Origin of the sequence: Thalassospira sp. UBA848, from assembly GCF_002295455.1 — a bacterium.
Lineage (GTDB): Bacteria > Pseudomonadota > Alphaproteobacteria > Rhodospirillales > Thalassospiraceae > Thalassospira.
In genome coordinates this window covers 1-11,918 of sequence record NZ_DBGS01000082.1, presented here as the reverse complement: position 1 = coordinate 11,918, position 11,918 = coordinate 1, and the positions used below count along the sequence as shown (strand labels likewise).

Genomic DNA, 11,918 nt, shown 5'->3' with positions numbered 1-11,918 from the left:
ATTGCGCACGGCTGTCTGTTTCCTGTATTCGTGGATTCAAGGACAGAAGATCAAGGGGCATGACGCGCAATGGCTTATGCGCAGGAAGTACGGATTCCACACTTGCCCGATGATACCGATCACCGTGTTCGGGCATATGTAGAAATTTGGTGGGATGCGGCGCGCAACGGGCAAGTTCCCAGCCGCAAGCGATTGCACACAGACGTCTTGTCGCAGTGGATCGACGATATCAGCATCTATGAGTACTTGCCGGAAAAGCGTGATTTCATCATTCGTATTGATGCCCCCAATATCATTGCGGCAAGCGGTGAATGTTATCTGGGGTGCTCTCCGCGTCAGATTGATCTGGATTTCGGGACGACAGTCTATCCGACTCTTCTTGAAGTGATTGCTTCCGGGAAGCCCGCCTTTCACCGGGTGGGGCTTGAACGCACAACCTGGGAAGAGTGGCTGCGTATCATGCTGCCCGTGCAGACATCGGATCGGTCAGGAAAGGTTATCCAGCAGGTCTTTGTCAGCCACTTTCTATGCAACAGAAAATAGCCGTCATATATGACGGAAAGCTTGTTTAGCGCTTTGCTCTCCCCACGTGAATAGTAGGCATTGGTTTGTGAAGATGGCAGCTGGTGAATGAGGATTCTGATATTGCATCGGATTTCCATCAAACCTCTGCATGCCATCTGACAGAAAGCGCGGGAAGTCATGATCAAGCTTGGCGGTGACAGGGAAATGGAAATTCCGCAGGAGTTTCTGGATGATGACGCTCCGCCGGATGCGCATACCCTGTTGGATTTCTGGAGCGCACATGCCAAGAACGGGCAAATTCCAACGCGCGAGGAATTTCGCCCGGACACACTAGAGCCCTGGATTGGCAACATCTGCATCTATGAGTACGTCCCGCAAAAGGACGATTTTCTTATATTGCTTGAAGGGGAGAATGTTATTGCCCTTACCGGCGAGAACTGGCGCGGCGCATTCGCCCGTGAAGTCGATTGTCGTTATTCTTCGGGTTTGCATTCAGCAATGACGACAGTGCGCCTGAGCGCAAAGCCCCAGATCCACCAATTGCGGATATTTCAAAAGGAATGGCAAAAAGCCATACGTCTTCTGTTGCCGGTTTTGTTGCAAAAACCCGACAAGGAAGATGCGTTGCAAATCTTCCTTGCCATTTTTCCCATCGACGACTAGGCGCAGTTTCGCCCTTACTCCTTGCCGATCCCCATGTCGTGAAGATCATCTTCAACGGCACTGGACAGCTGTTCGAAGATGTCACCGACGGCGCTTTCTACGCGCTGCCAGCTTGGGATAAACGGGCTTTCCAGCGGATTTTCCAGATAGTGCTGACCGGCACTGATGATTACTTCGGATAACACTTCAACGCAGTTTTCTTCTTCGTCGCGATTGATCTTGAGCCCGTTAAACAGGGCATCAGCACGATATTGTTCAATCAGGTCGAGTGCCGCACGATAATAGGTCGCCTTGAGCGTACGGAAGGTTTCCGGGGTAAAGACTGTGCCCTGAGTAGCCAGTTTGCGGAACAGGGATTTGGCAATGTCGCTTGCCATGCGCGACAGACCGTCATCCTTTTGCGCCGGATCGAATTCACGATGCTTGTGATCATAGATGTCGGCAATATCGACCTGGGCAAGCCGGTGAACCGTATGATTACGGTACATTTCAGACAGCATCGAAACCTCAAGGCCCCAGTCGGATGCCACACGCAGGCCATAGGCGACATCTGTGCGGATCGCCATTTCGCCAGACAATGCGTAGCGGAAGCAATCCAGGTAGTTCAGAAAGTCTGTCTTGCCGACAACCTGTTTAAGCGCGCGGATCAGCGGTGTGACGAACAGGCGGCAAACGCGACCTTTAAGCGTGCCATTGGCAACACGCGCGTAGTAGCCCTTGGCAAAGGCGAAATTGAATGCCGGGTTGGCAATGGGGTACATCAGCTTGGCGGGCAGGTCGGGCGTATAGGTCGCGATATCACAATCATGGATGCCAATGACCGAACTGCGCCCGGACGCCAGTGTATATCCAAGGCAGTACCAGACGTTCCGACCTTTGCCGGGTTCATAACGTGCAAGATTGTTTTCCGCCAGACGTTCATGAACATTGCGCAGGCGTGGGCCGTCATTCCACAGAATGCGAACATGTTGCGGCAGATCCTTGAAGAATTCGCGGGCATGCAGGTATTGCTGCGCATCGGCGCGATCAAGGCCCACGACAATCTGATCGATGTAGGTTGCCTGTTTAAGGCCCTCGACGATTGTGGTCATGGCCGGGGTTTCGAGTTCGGAATACAGGCATGGCAGGATCAGGGTCTGGCGACGCTGGCGGGCGAACGCGCTCATCTCATAGGCGAGTTCTTCCGGGTTTCGGTCAAGAATGCGATGAAGGGTTGTGATCGGGCCGCCCTGATGAAAATCAGCCATGAAGTACCTCGCTGTTTTTATTGGTATTGGTATCGGTTATCTGATCCAGAATCTCGTTCACCGCCTCATTCCACCCTGCGGGACCCGGTTGGGGCGCAATGCGCAAATTGGGGTGTTCGAGTAGCGGTAGCGTGTGTTTGCCGTGTTTGGACGGAATTTGAACGGCGTAGTCGGCCTCGGCCAGCATCGGAATGTCGTTTGGCGAATCTCCCAGTGCAATTGTCGTAAAACGCTGCCGGGACGCATCTTCAAGCCAGGTGACGGTCAGGCGTTCGACCATGCGCCGCATCGCCTGTCCCTTGCTCGACGGACCACACAATGTATGGAACCGACCGCCCTTGACCAATCTCAGGTCCGCTTTTTCAGCAATCTCCCGTGCGAGCGCAATATCCTTGGCCGCAGGTTGCCAGATCAGTGGGTCCGAACAATGGCGCTGACCCGCACGGATCGCATCTTCAAGCGGCAGGCCCGTCTCTGTTGCGATGATTTCTGGGCTGACGGTGCGGAAACTGTCGAGCGGAACTGTTACGGCAGTCCTGATTGCTTCGCGGGTGTGGTCAACAGTTTCGGTTGCCGGGCCATATTGTTCGACGTTGCCATTTAACGCGATAACGCCGCCATTTTCGCCGATCAGGCCGTCAAACAGGCATGATGTCTTGTTGATGTGTTCAAGTTCGGCCAGCGTTTTCGAAGATACTGCGATCAAGGGTATGGAAAGCTGTTTCAAACGATCCAGTGCCGGGCGGGCGTCGCTCCAGCTGTAGGTGTCATGATCAAGCAGGGTGCCGTCAAGATCGGTAAAAATGGCGATGGCGCGGCTCTGAGGCATCTTCCCGTTCTGTCGCGGTTTTCAACGGTTTTGCGGCCATTGAATTGTGACCAACGCATAACCTTAGCACAGCGAATTGGATGGATCGACAGTTGAAAGGATGAAATTTTGATCACATCCGGTCAATGATCAAAAATCGTGCGGTCAGGGGCGCGCGGGTGATTGGCGTATTTCGGCTTTAAACCCAAAATGCAATGAACCATATAAACCAAGAAGTGGCTGGCGCGACGATGGTCAGTCCAAACCGATGTGTGATCTGATCACGCGTCACATGGTGTCAGGGACATTGATGACGATAAAGTGGGTTGGTGCTCGTTGGCGGTTTCTCGCTGGGATGCTATTTTGTGCGGCTATTTGGTTTGCGCCGTATTCCCTGCTTGCTCAGGAAACCAATGCGGGCGGGCGCGAAGCCGGGTTTGAGATCCAGTTTGTCATTGGCGAATGGCCACCAATGGTGACGGAAACCATGCCAGGTTTTGGCAAGCATTCCGAACGTGTGCGTCAGATCTTCGCGGAGATGGGGTATCGCGTCAAATTCGTGTTTTTGTCCTGGCAGCGCGCGTTCGAGTTAACGCGTCGCGGCGATTACGTTGCCACTTTCTCGTGGCTGTCCAGTAAGGATCGGATGGCGCATTTTCATATTCCAACCCAACCGATCGCCCATGCAAAACAGGTCGGGTTCTACAAGAAATCCCGCTTTCCCGATGGTTTGGAGGTGAATGGCTTTGATGACCTGCTTACCCTCGGTATCCGGCCGATTGGCGTTTCGAGTTACTGGTACGAAGAAGAATTCGCCAAACGCAATATAGATGCGGAAATCGCGGCCAACATAGAATCAGCATGGCGTTTTCTGGACGCTGAACGGGCCGATATCCTGTTTGAAGAAGAAGAAGTCGGTTGGCTGGATATGGCCAATTTCCTGGGTGAAGAGGTCGTCGACGCGTTTGATACCACCGAACCACTGACCACGGACGATATGTTTATCCTGTTTTCGCGAAATCATCCGCATGGCGAACGACTGTCACAGGAATTCGATGCTTTCATGCTGACAGACCGCGGACAGGAATTCTGTCAGAGATGGGCCATCTGTGTTGGAGATGCAGGCAATGTCCCTACACCTGACCTAAATGATGTCCCCAAGATGCAAACGCCCAGTGCAGATGCCGCGACATCGCAAGGTGCGCAAGGCATAAACTGATCGCTTGCGCGGCTTTATGCAGAACCGAACAATGATCGTACTATAACCAAAGCTAAATACATGTTCGATTTGTCCAATCATTATCCCGGTTTGTCCATTCAGTGCAAGCGGTAACGGGCGTATTGTTTCCGCAATGGAACGGTTCTTGTTCCAATTCAAAAACAGAACGAAAAACCGTGATCTTGTGAGGAAATCGCCATGCATGTCCCTGTCGTCATCGTTGGTTCTGGCCCAGCCGGGCTGTTGTTGTCCCATCTTCTCCATGTGCAGGGGATTGATTCTGTCATCCTGGAACGCAAAAGCCGCGACTATGTCGAAGGCCGCATTCGGGCAGGTGTTCTGGAAATGGGGACCGTTGACCTGATGAAGCGTGTCGGGGTTGATGCCCGCATGAACAAGGAAGGCATCATCCATGGCGGTATCTATATCAGCGTCAATGGCAAGCGCACACATGTGAATATGGAAGAACTCACCGGCGGTTCGACTGTGATGGTGTATGGCCAGACCGAAGTAACCAAGGACCTGATCCAGGCGCGCCTTGACCACGGTGGCGAGATCATCTTCGAGGCTGAAGACGTCAGCCTGCATGATATTGATGGCGACAAGCCAAGTGTTCGATATGTCAAAGATGGCAACGCGCATGAGCTGAGCTGCGACTATATTGCGGCATGCGACGGTTTCCACGGTGTCGGGCGCAAGACCCTGCCGGGCGTGAAGGAATTTGAAAAAGTCTATCCGTTTGGGTGGCTTGGTGTTCTGGCCTATGCAAAACCTGTTGCCGATGAACTGATCTATGCCAAGCATGATCGCGGTTTTGCGCTGTGTTCGATGCGTTCGGATAAGGTCGTGCGCCACTATGTTCAGGTGCCCAGCACCGACAAGATCGAAGACTGGTCAGATGATCGTTTCTGGAATGAACTGCGCACACGCCTTGGCGAAGAAGATGCCGAACTGGTCAATGAAGGCGAGGTGTTTGAAAAAAGCATCGCGCCGCTGCGCAGCTTTGTCGCCGAACCGATGCAGCATGGCCGCCTGTTCCTGGCAGGTGATGCCGCCCATATCGTGCCGCCAACCGGGGCGAAGGGCCTTAACCTTGCGGCAAGCGACGTGCACTATCTGTCCGAAGCATTGATCGCAAAATACAAATCCAACCGTGGTGACTTGCTGGAAAGCTATTCCGATACGGCGCTGGCGCGTGTCTGGAAGGCAGAGCGGTTCTCTTGGTGGATGACCTCCATGCTGCATACCTTCGGTGACCAGAAAGAGTTTGATGGTCGCATTCGTGATGCAGAACTTGAATATATCCTGTCGTCAAAAGCAGGTCTGAAAACCCTGTCGGAAAATTACGTCGGTTTGCCTTACTGATCGGCGTGACGGGGATACCCACCCCCGACGGAGAAGTCCCGCTCTCCAATTCCGCCCAGAAATCCGACAGGTTATGAAACGGTCCGCAGCCCACGCGGGCCGTTTCTTTTTTGGTCTTTTGCGACCCGATTTCTGATCATGCCCGGAAATCATCACATTTTCTGCGGGAACCATTCGCCATGTCAGCACGTTACCTGTGTGTTGCTGTTTTCAATATAATAGGAGAAAACCATGGCGACCAAGACCGAGACGACTGCTGATACTGCAAAGCTTCAGGCTGATGTTGATGCACTGCGCAGTGATCTGGCCGAGATCACCAAAACCCTGAAAACCATGGGTGGTGACGCGGCAGAAACCAAAACGCAGGCTGCGGCAGAACGCATTCGTGAAGTAACCGGTCAGGCCCGTGATCAGTTTGATCATGCGCGTGGTGTGGCCGTGGATCAGGTCCGTGACAACCCGCTGGCATCTGTTGCCGTTACCTTTGGCGTTGGCCTGCTTATCGGTCGTCTGCTGCAGAAATGATCAATCAGCTGACCGATATACTCGTCGATCAGGCAAAGGCCGCAGCCCGAAAGGGTGCGGCTTTTGCTGCCATTGCGGTCGTTATGCTGGTCGGGGCGGGGTTTCTGCTCGCCGCGATCTATATGGCGATTGCCGCGTCCTTTGGCCCGATTGCCGCGGCCATGGCGATTGGCGGTACGCTGATGACGCTGGGGCTGGTGGCACTTGCCGTGATGTCGCAACGTGATCCCGGCGATGCCGTCGATCAGATATCAAGTGAAGAACATGCCGCGCAGGCCCGCAAGTCAGAAGATGACATGCTGTTTGACCTGTTGGTGCATTCGGCCATGACCGGCTATGCGACCGGGCAGGGTAACAAACCGCGCATGCAATCGGGATTTGATCAGATGATTACCGATCTTGGCGCACTGGGCATTTTTGATCCGCCAAAAGGACGGATGGAAACCCGGCAGACAGACCTTGAAACGGAAACAAAAAAGGCGGGATAGCCAACGCGTCCCGCCTTTTTTGTATTCTCATTTTGCCCGGCCTATTCGCCGTGGAAATGAACCGTGCCGATAAAGGGAAGGTTGCGGTTGTTTTGGGCATAGTCGATGCCATAGCCGACAACAAACTCATCAGGAATATCAAAGCCACAGAAATCAATCGGGATTTCAACTTCGCGGCGTGACGGCTTGTTCAGCAGCGTGCAGATTTCCAGACGGTTCGGGTCGCGGGTTTTCAACAAGCGAACCACTTCCGACAGGGTATAGCCGGTATCGATAATGTCTTCGACCAGAACGACATCCTTGCCGCGGATCTGACCATCAAGGTCCTTGACGATGCGCACATTGCGCGAACTTTCTGTGGAATCGCCGTAGCTTGACGCAACCATGAAATCGACCTCGACCGGAACGGTCAGTTTGCGCACCAGATCGGCGATGAATACGAAGGAGCCGCGCAGCAGGCCGACAACAATCAGCTTTTCGGTGTCCTTGAAGCTTTCATTGATCTCGGCGGCGAGCGCATCGATCTTGGTGGCAATCTCGTCCGCCGTTATCAGCGGCTTGACATCATAATCGGCCATAAATTCCGGTCCTGAAGCGTTATGGGATGATGTTTCGCTTGCTAGCACAAGCTGGTCGCGATGACCAGCCTGTGAATGGTAACAGAAGTATAATCCCGTAGGTCAAACACCGCGCAATCGCGCATTCCGCGAGACAGTTTTTAACGACTACACGCATAGGTGTAATGCGCTGTCTTGTCAGGTGTTATTGGGGCAGGGGTTAATGGCCGGTGGGTCGGATTTCAAGCCGCCTTGAAAATCACTGGTGTGTCGCCTTCGTGCCACTGGTCATATTTGGTCATGGCGCGTTCAAAAAGCTCGGCGGCCAGGAAATCATCAAGCCAGCGCTGCACATGAACGAACGGCATGGCGTCAAACGCCTCTTTGTCGGTATTGGCAAACTGGCGAATGAAGGGGACAATGGCGAAATCAGCCAGGGCCGGGCGCGACCCGAACAGATATTTGCCAACCGCAAGACGGCCATCAAGACGGTTAAGGATCTTTTCCGCATCCCTGCGATGTTCGAGCGGGTCTACGTCTTCATACCGGTTGGGATATTTATAGCGGTCAAGGTGATGCTTGAATGGGCCATCATTTTGGGAAATCAGGGCCAACATGTCGTCAAGCGTACCGCTTTCGGGTGTCAGCCATTCAAGCGGGTCATTTTCCGCAAGCGCCCAGACCATGATTTCAAGGCTTTCATCGATCACGGTGCCATCTGGCAGGACCAGAACCGGGACGGTTGCCTTTGGTGATACGTCGATCATGCTTTGCGGTTTGTCGCGCAAGACAACTTCGCGCAATTCGACATCAATGTCGGCCGACAAAAGCGCCATACGCGCACGCATGGCATATGGGCAGCGCCGAAAGCTGTAAAGGATGGGTCGGGATTGCGCAGCGTCGTCCGTTCTGGCCTTCGTGGGCGGAAGGTCTTCAGGAGTGAGAGACGCGGTTTGGGACTTGGTTTTAAGCTCAATCTCGGACATATATTTGGATTAAACGGTACATGGCCCGAATGCAATAGACATTCTGATGACGGCACAAATGCACAGCCATTTGGCCGGTTGTCGGAAATGACGGAAAAATTGGCAGGTTTTGCGACTTTTTTGGCCCTGTGGGCTTGATTTCACTGCCCGGTTTGTGGAAGGACAGTGCACCAGATTTCAAAACAGGTGCAGGAAAGAGGGCAGACGCCAAAGCGCGTATGCGATATCCTGTGATCCTGCAGATAACAGCCGTTGGAAAGAACAAGGGACAAGTCCTATGACACCGTCAGAGATCGCACGCGTCGAAGATTACCTGCGTCGCACATTCGAGAACCCGAAAATCGCCGTTGATGTACCCAAGAAAAAGCATCTTCCGGTTGAGATGCGCGTTGGCGACGAGTTCGTCGGTGTTGTGCATCGTGACGAAGATGAAGGCGAGGTCAGCTACTCGCTGAACCTTGTCATCCTTGAAGAAGATCTGCCGCCGGCAAAATGATCTTTGATCGGATCGATTTTGAAACGCCCCGTGCCTTTGCTGGCCGGGGCGTTTTGTGTTGTTAAGACAGCATCTGGCGAATTTCGTCGGGGGTCGCGACCTTGCCTTCGACCAGGATGTCATCATCGGCCATCAGTGCCGGGGTGCGCATAATTCCCGCATCAATAATCTGGTTTGTGTCGGTGACCTTTTCGATTTCGTAGTCAAGATCAAGCGCCTGTGCGGCGGCTTCGGCGTTTTTTGCCAATGCCTGGCATTTTGCACAACCACTGCCATAAATGCTGAGTTTCATCTTCGATCTCCTGTGATCAGAACGATTGAATATTGCCATAGACAAAGCCGGAAATCGTCGCCATGACGACGACAAGCGCACAGTAAACAAGCGTTTTCTGCGTGCCGATCACGGTGCGAATAACCAGCATGTTGGGCAGCGATAACGCAGGCCCCGCCAGAAGCAGGGCCAAGGCCGGTCCCTTGCCCATGCCAGCCCCCATCAGGGCTTGGACAATTGGAATTTCGGTCAATGTTGAAAAATACATGAACGCGCCCAGAACCGATGCCAGCGCGGTCGAGCCTAGCGAATTGTCCCCGACTGCCGCCTGCACCCAGTCATTGGGGATCAGGCCCTCATGCCCCGGTCGGCCCAGCAACAGCCCGGCAATGAACACCCCCATGACCAGAAGCGGCAAAATCTGTTTGGTAAAATCCCAGCTTTGATCAACCCATTCGCGGTCCTGATTGCGCGTCAGTGCGATCATCATTAACCCGACCACACCAATGGCAAAGGCCAGTTGCGGGTGGTCGGGAAAGACCAAAACGGCAAGGATCACAACGGCTGCAAGCCCCGCGACCTGTTTGACCGACCAGTTCCATTGCCATATCAAAAGCCCGCCAAAGCCCGCAGCCAGAAGGCCGGTTGTGATCCATTTAAGGTCGTAAACCGCCGTCCAGACCGGGCTGTCCGGCACCGCGGCCCAGTTGGCAAACACCAGAATACCGATCATCAGGCCAAAAAAGGCAACGGTGATTGAAAGCGGTTTGCCATCATCATCCGGGCCAAAGCCGCGTTTGGATTTCTGGGCGCGATCATGTTCCTCGTGACGATAGATCAGATGCATGATCAAACCGATGACAATCGCAAAGACGATCGCACCGATCCCGCGCGCAAGGCCAATCTCGGCCCCCAATACCTTGGCCGTGACAACAATCGCGATGACATTGATCGCGGGCCCTGAATACAGAAACGCAATCGCCGGACCAAGCCCTGCACCACGTTTGTAAATTCCGCCAAACAGCGGCAATACCGTACAGGAACACACCGCAAGCAACGTGCCCGAGACCGATGCCACGCCAAGCGCGGCCGGGCGCGAAGCATCCGGTCCCAGATAACGCATGACAGAGCCCTGACTGATATATACCGCCATGGCCCCGGCAATCACAAAGGCGGGAAGCAGGCACAGAATGACGTGTTCGCGGGCATACCAATTGGTCAGATAGACGGCCTCAAGCACGGCATTATCAAACCGCCCCGTGCCCGCCGGGATGAAATAGATCGCAAGGAAGCCAAGGGCGATGGCGGCAAACAGCCGGCCTTCACGCGGGTTTTCCCGGTAAAGTGCGATCAGGCGATGCAACATCCGACGGCCTCCAAATGACCAGGACAGGAATTTCTGTTTGTAATCTATCCAGATTGTCGGGCGATTACCTTGATACATCGCAATGTTGTGCGCTGCAGCGACGCGGGGCATGCGTTCCCGCCATTTTTCAGTGCTGAAAAGATGCGGACAAAGGCCCCGGGGCAACTTTCGAAAGGCGGTTTTGGATCAATCGTCGCAAATCTTCTGAGCACAAGAGGAAGTTTAGGGGTGGCAGTCCAGTTCGTTTGACAGTCGTGCGAATACGCTCCTACCGTTTTGATTGCACGGCGCGGGTTTAAAGCGCGCGGTGGGTTCGGTTCGGGCGGCAGCGCGGCACAAGATCGCATAGACCCGGACATCAACAACAATCCTGACACTCCAAATCAGGGAAGAGGAAACAGAATATGAGCAGTCCATCAAATCGTGGCGTTGTATTCAAAGGTCCGGGAAAAGTCGCAATTGAAAACATCGCGTTTCCGGAATTGGCGCTGGGTAATCGCAAATGCGACCATGGCGTCATCCTGAAAGTTATCACCACCAATATCTGTGGCAGTGACCAGCACATGGTGCGTGGCCGCACGACAGCGCCCGAGGGTCTGGTTCTTGGCCATGAAATCACCGGCGTGATCGTCGAGGCCGGCCGTGATGTCGAGTTCCTTAATGTCGGTGACGTTTGCTCTGTGCCGTTCAACATTGCCTGCGGGCGTTGCCGCAATTGTAAATCCGGCCTGACCGGCATCTGCCTGAATGTAAACCCGGCGCGTCCGGGGGCTGCGTATGGCTATGTCGATATGGGCGGCTGGGTCGGCGGACAGGCCGAATATGTCATGGTGCCCTATGCCGATTTCAACCTTTTGAAATTCCCGGATTCAGATCAGGCGATGGAGAAAATCCGCGACCTGACGCTGCTGTCTGACATCTTCCCGACCGGCTTCCATGGCTGTGTCACGGCAGGTGTTGGTCCGGGCAGCACGGTTTATATTGCCGGTGCCGGTCCGGTTGGCCTTGCGGCGGCAGCATCGGCGCACCTTCTGGGGGCGGCCTGCGTGATTGTCGGTGACATGATTGATGATCGCCTTGATCAGGCACGCAGCTTTGGCTGTGAAACCATCGATCTTAAAAAAGATGCACCGATGGAAGACCAGCTTGAAGCCATCCTTGGCGAACGCGAAGTTGACTGCTTTGTCGATTGCGTGGGCTTTGAGGCCCATGGCTGCGGCTGCAACCACAATCACGAAGCGCCGGCAACGGTTCTGAACTCTGCCATGCAGGTCACCCGCGCAGGTGGCTCTATCGGTATTCCGGGCCTTTACGTGACCGAAGATCCCGGTGCGGTCGATGATGCCGCCAAGGTGGGTGCGCTTAGCATGCGCTTTGGCCTGGGCTGGGCGAAATCCCATTC

The 11,918-nt window shown here is 54.1% G+C and carries 14 protein-coding genes; 8 read left to right on the top strand and 6 right to left on the bottom strand.

The window, feature by feature from the left end:
- Positions 1-69 precede the first annotated feature (69 nt).
- Entirely contained in the window at positions 70-543 is a 474-nt protein-coding gene (locus tag B2R48_RS11720; RefSeq protein ID WP_062954345.1) for a hypothetical protein, read from the top strand.
- A gap of 159 nt (positions 544-702) precedes the next feature.
- Positions 703-1,188 (top strand): PAS domain-containing protein, encoded by a 486-nt coding sequence (locus B2R48_RS11715; protein WP_297000547.1) that lies wholly within the window; start codon positions 703-705, stop codon positions 1,186-1,188.
- Positions 1,189-1,202: 14 nt separating this feature from the next.
- Here B2R48_RS11715 and B2R48_RS11710 read toward each other — a convergent pair whose 3' ends face one another.
- Both B2R48_RS11710 and B2R48_RS11705 read right to left on the bottom strand, forming a co-directional pair.
- A complete protein-coding gene (locus tag B2R48_RS11710; protein ID WP_062954347.1) occupies positions 1,203-2,435 on the bottom strand; it encodes a hypothetical protein in 1,233 nt (410 codons plus the stop codon).
- The gene (locus B2R48_RS11705) at positions 2,428-3,264 is read right to left on the bottom strand and encodes an HAD-IIB family hydrolase (protein WP_062954348.1); all 837 of its coding nucleotides are present in this window, start codon (positions 3,262-3,264) and stop codon (positions 2,428-2,430) included. The genes B2R48_RS11710 and B2R48_RS11705 overlap by 8 nt, the downstream gene beginning before the upstream one ends.
- A gap of 289 nt (positions 3,265-3,553) precedes the next feature.
- On the opposite strand from B2R48_RS11705, the gene B2R48_RS11700 reads away from it, so the two are divergent.
- From B2R48_RS11700 to B2R48_RS11685, 4 genes are all read left to right on the top strand, one after another.
- Entirely contained in the window at positions 3,554-4,462 is a 909-nt protein-coding gene (locus B2R48_RS11700) for a substrate-binding periplasmic protein (RefSeq protein WP_297000538.1), read from the top strand.
- A gap of 198 nt (positions 4,463-4,660) precedes the next feature.
- On the top strand, positions 4,661-5,827 hold the full coding sequence (gene pobA, locus B2R48_RS11695) for a 4-hydroxybenzoate 3-monooxygenase (protein ID WP_297000536.1): 1,167 nt from the start codon (positions 4,661-4,663) through the stop codon (positions 5,825-5,827).
- 231 nt (positions 5,828-6,058) lie between these two features.
- Positions 6,059-6,352 (top strand): DUF883 family protein, encoded by a 294-nt coding sequence (locus tag B2R48_RS11690; protein ID WP_062954351.1) that lies wholly within the window; start codon positions 6,059-6,061, stop codon positions 6,350-6,352.
- The gene (locus B2R48_RS11685) at positions 6,349-6,840 is read left to right on the top strand and encodes a hypothetical protein (protein WP_297000531.1); all 492 of its coding nucleotides are present in this window, start codon (positions 6,349-6,351) and stop codon (positions 6,838-6,840) included. Before B2R48_RS11690 ends, B2R48_RS11685 begins: the two co-directional genes overlap by 4 nt.
- A gap of 41 nt (positions 6,841-6,881) precedes the next feature.
- On the opposite strand, the gene hpt is transcribed toward B2R48_RS11685, so the two are convergent.
- Positions 6,882-7,418, bottom strand: a complete 537-nt coding sequence (gene hpt, locus B2R48_RS11680; RefSeq protein ID WP_008891923.1) for a hypoxanthine phosphoribosyltransferase — start codon at positions 7,416-7,418, stop codon at positions 6,882-6,884.
- Positions 7,419-7,639: 221 nt separating this feature from the next.
- Positions 7,640-8,383 (bottom strand): glutathione S-transferase, encoded by a 744-nt coding sequence (locus tag B2R48_RS11675; RefSeq protein ID WP_297000528.1) that lies wholly within the window; start codon positions 8,381-8,383, stop codon positions 7,640-7,642.
- A gap of 277 nt (positions 8,384-8,660) precedes the next feature.
- Between B2R48_RS11675 and B2R48_RS11670 the strand changes: the two genes are divergently transcribed.
- Positions 8,661-8,879: a DUF3126 family protein gene (locus tag B2R48_RS11670; RefSeq protein WP_064790642.1), complete on the top strand. Its 219-nt coding sequence runs from the start codon at positions 8,661-8,663 to the stop codon at positions 8,877-8,879.
- A 61-nt stretch (positions 8,880-8,940) separates the two neighbouring features.
- Here the strand turns inward: B2R48_RS11670 and B2R48_RS11665 are convergent, their stop codons facing one another.
- Together B2R48_RS11665 and B2R48_RS11660 are read right to left on the bottom strand one after the other, a co-directional pair.
- Positions 8,941-9,171, bottom strand: a complete 231-nt coding sequence (locus tag B2R48_RS11665; protein WP_297000525.1) for an MTH895/ArsE family thioredoxin-like protein — start codon at positions 9,169-9,171, stop codon at positions 8,941-8,943.
- 16 nt (positions 9,172-9,187) lie between these two features.
- The gene (locus B2R48_RS11660; RefSeq protein WP_297000522.1) at positions 9,188-10,627 is read right to left on the bottom strand and encodes a permease; all 1,440 of its coding nucleotides are present in this window, start codon (positions 10,625-10,627) and stop codon (positions 9,188-9,190) included.
- 293 nt (positions 10,628-10,920) lie between these two features.
- Here B2R48_RS11660 and B2R48_RS11655 point away from each other — a divergent pair.
- Positions 10,921-11,918, top strand: a 998-nt coding sequence (locus B2R48_RS11655) for an alcohol dehydrogenase catalytic domain-containing protein (RefSeq protein ID WP_297000520.1), incomplete at its 3' end; no start/stop codon positions are given.

Bases quoted from the DNA above. Each gene is read 5' to 3' on its own strand.
- B2R48_RS11720 (WP_062954345.1), top strand. From the start codon at position 70: ATGGCTTATGCGCAGGAAGTACGGATTCCACACTTGCCCGATGATACC.
- B2R48_RS11715 (WP_297000547.1), top strand. From the start codon at position 703: ATGATCAAGCTTGGCGGTGACAGGGAAATGGAAATTCCGCAGGAGTTT.
- B2R48_RS11710 (WP_062954347.1), bottom strand. From the start codon at position 2,435: ATGGCTGATTTTCATCAGGGCGGCCCGATCACAACCCTTCATCGCATT.
- B2R48_RS11705 (WP_062954348.1), bottom strand. From the start codon at position 3,264: ATGCCTCAGAGCCGCGCCATCGCCATTTTTACCGATCTTGACGGCACC.
- B2R48_RS11700 (WP_297000538.1), top strand. From the start codon at position 3,554: ATGACGATAAAGTGGGTTGGTGCTCGTTGGCGGTTTCTCGCTGGGATG.
- pobA (WP_297000536.1), top strand. From the start codon at position 4,661: ATGCATGTCCCTGTCGTCATCGTTGGTTCTGGCCCAGCCGGGCTGTTG.
- B2R48_RS11690 (WP_062954351.1), top strand. From the start codon at position 6,059: ATGGCGACCAAGACCGAGACGACTGCTGATACTGCAAAGCTTCAGGCT.
- B2R48_RS11685 (WP_297000531.1), top strand. From the start codon at position 6,349: ATGATCAATCAGCTGACCGATATACTCGTCGATCAGGCAAAGGCCGCA.
- hpt (WP_008891923.1), bottom strand. From the start codon at position 7,418: ATGGCCGATTATGATGTCAAGCCGCTGATAACGGCGGACGAGATTGCC.
- B2R48_RS11675 (WP_297000528.1), bottom strand. From the start codon at position 8,383: ATGTCCGAGATTGAGCTTAAAACCAAGTCCCAAACCGCGTCTCTCACT.
- B2R48_RS11670 (WP_064790642.1), top strand. From the start codon at position 8,661: ATGACACCGTCAGAGATCGCACGCGTCGAAGATTACCTGCGTCGCACA.
- B2R48_RS11665 (WP_297000525.1), bottom strand. From the start codon at position 9,171: ATGAAACTCAGCATTTATGGCAGTGGTTGTGCAAAATGCCAGGCATTG.
- B2R48_RS11660 (WP_297000522.1), bottom strand. From the start codon at position 10,627: ATGCCCCGCGTCGCTGCAGCGCACAACATTGCGATGTATCAAGGTAAT.